The organism is Pseudomonas sp. GXM4, assembly GCF_008923895.1.
In the GTDB taxonomy this organism is placed as follows: domain Bacteria; phylum Pseudomonadota; class Gammaproteobacteria; order Pseudomonadales; family Pseudomonadaceae; genus Aquipseudomonas; species Aquipseudomonas atacamensis.
In genome coordinates this window covers 1-1,649 of the sequence record NZ_WBRZ01000484.1, presented here as the reverse complement: position 1 = coordinate 1,649, position 1,649 = coordinate 1, and the positions used below count along the sequence as shown (strand labels likewise).

The following is a 1,649-nucleotide window of genomic DNA, read 5'->3' as shown; positions in this document are numbered from 1 at the left end:
ATTGTCAGTCAACATCTGTGTTGAATGACACACCGCTTTCGCGAGCAGGCTCGCTCCCACAGGTTCGTCCGGCGTCAGCCCAACTAAGCTTATGAAACCACTTCAACCGGCTCCCCATCATGATCGCCAGCCGCACGCCTTCCGTCACAGGCCTTACCGGTCGCCCCGAGCGCCTGCTGATCCTTGGCAGCCTGTTGACCGTGATTGCGATGGTGTGCATCGTCACCTTCCTGCTGATCCGCGAGTACGCCAGTGCGCAGGAAGTCGCGACGCGCCGCGCCACGACCATTGCGCAATTGATCGACGCCGATGTGCTGCGCACCGTCGAGCTGTACGACCTGACGCTGCAAGGCCTGATCGCCGCCGCTCAGCGTGACGACCTGCAGAACGTCTCGCCGCAGATCCGTCATCTGGCCCTGTTCGATCGCTCTGCCACCGCGCGTTTCAAGGGCGACATCCTCCTGCTCGACAAGCATGGCGAGGTGATCGCCGACTCCTCGCGCATCGAACCGAAACCGGGCAATTTCGCCGACCGCGATTATTTCCTCGCCCATGCGTTCAACCGTGACATGGGCATGTTCATCAGCCGCCCGTTCAAGACCCGTTGCGATTGTGAAGAAGCCGATCAGTGGCGCATCAGCTTCAGCCGGCGCATCTCCTCGCAGACCGGTGAATTCCTCGGCGTTGCCGTCGCTTCGTTGAAACTCGACTACTTCGACGACCTGTTCAAGAGCCTCGACATCGGCACCGACAGCACGTTGAACATCATCAACAGCGATGGCGTGCTGCTCGCGCAGAAGCCGTATCTGCAGAGCGATTCGGTCGGCAAGAGTTTCGGCAACCGGCCCAACGTCGTGCGGATTCTCAGCGACCGCGATGGCAGCGGCAGTTTCACCAGCACTTCGAGCATGGATGACCAGCGGCGGCTCTATACCTACTCGCGGGTCGGCAATCTGCCGTTGACCGTGATGGTGGCGCTGTCCAGCGAGGAAGTGTTCGGCACCTGGCGGCGCACGGCGATCCTGATCAGCGGCGCCACCGGCGTGTTGTGCCTGGGGCTGTTGTGGCTGACCTGGCTGCTCGCCCGGGAACTGCGTTTGCGCCATCGCGCCGAACGCGAACTGGCGCAACTGGCTGCCACCGATGACCTGACCGGCGTGGCCAACCGGCGCATGCTCGATCAGACCCTGCGCCACGAGTGGTTCCGCGCCCAGCGCTCGGGCCAGCCGCTGTCGGTGATGATGATCGATGCCGACCACTTCAAGGCCTTCAATGATCGCCATGGCCATCAGGCTGGGGATCAGGTGTTGCGTGAACTGGCCAAGGTGATCACGGCGAACGTGCGACGCCCGGCGGATTTGGTCGCGCGGTATGGCGGTGAAGAATTTTCGGTGATTCTCGCCGAGACCGACAGCGCCGGGGCGCAGCAGATCGCCGAGCAGATTCGCCAGGCTGTGGAAAACTTGCCATGGGTCGAAGGCGCTGAGCGGGCGATGACCGTGAGTATCGGCATTGCTACGTGGACATCGGCGAGCGAGATGACACTGGAGCAATTACTGTTTGCGGCGGACAAGGCGCTGTATCAAGCCAAGGAAGGCGGGCGCAATCGCGTTGTAGTGTCAGTTTAAAGTCAAAAGATCGCAGCCTTC

General features: G+C 61.7%; 1 protein-coding gene. It reads left to right on the top strand.

What is annotated here, in order from left to right; translation table 11 throughout:
• The first annotated feature begins 119 nt into the window (after positions 1-119).
• Positions 120-1,628, top strand: coding sequence for a sensor domain-containing diguanylate cyclase (locus tag F8N49_RS27605; RefSeq protein ID WP_151553297.1), 1,509 nt, complete (start codon positions 120-122; stop codon positions 1,626-1,628).
• The last annotated feature ends 21 nt before the right edge of the window (positions 1,629-1,649 follow it).

Bases quoted from the DNA above. Each gene is read 5' to 3' on its own strand.
- F8N49_RS27605 (WP_151553297.1), top strand. From the start codon at position 120: ATGATCGCCAGCCGCACGCCTTCCGTCACAGGCCTTACCGGTCGCCCC.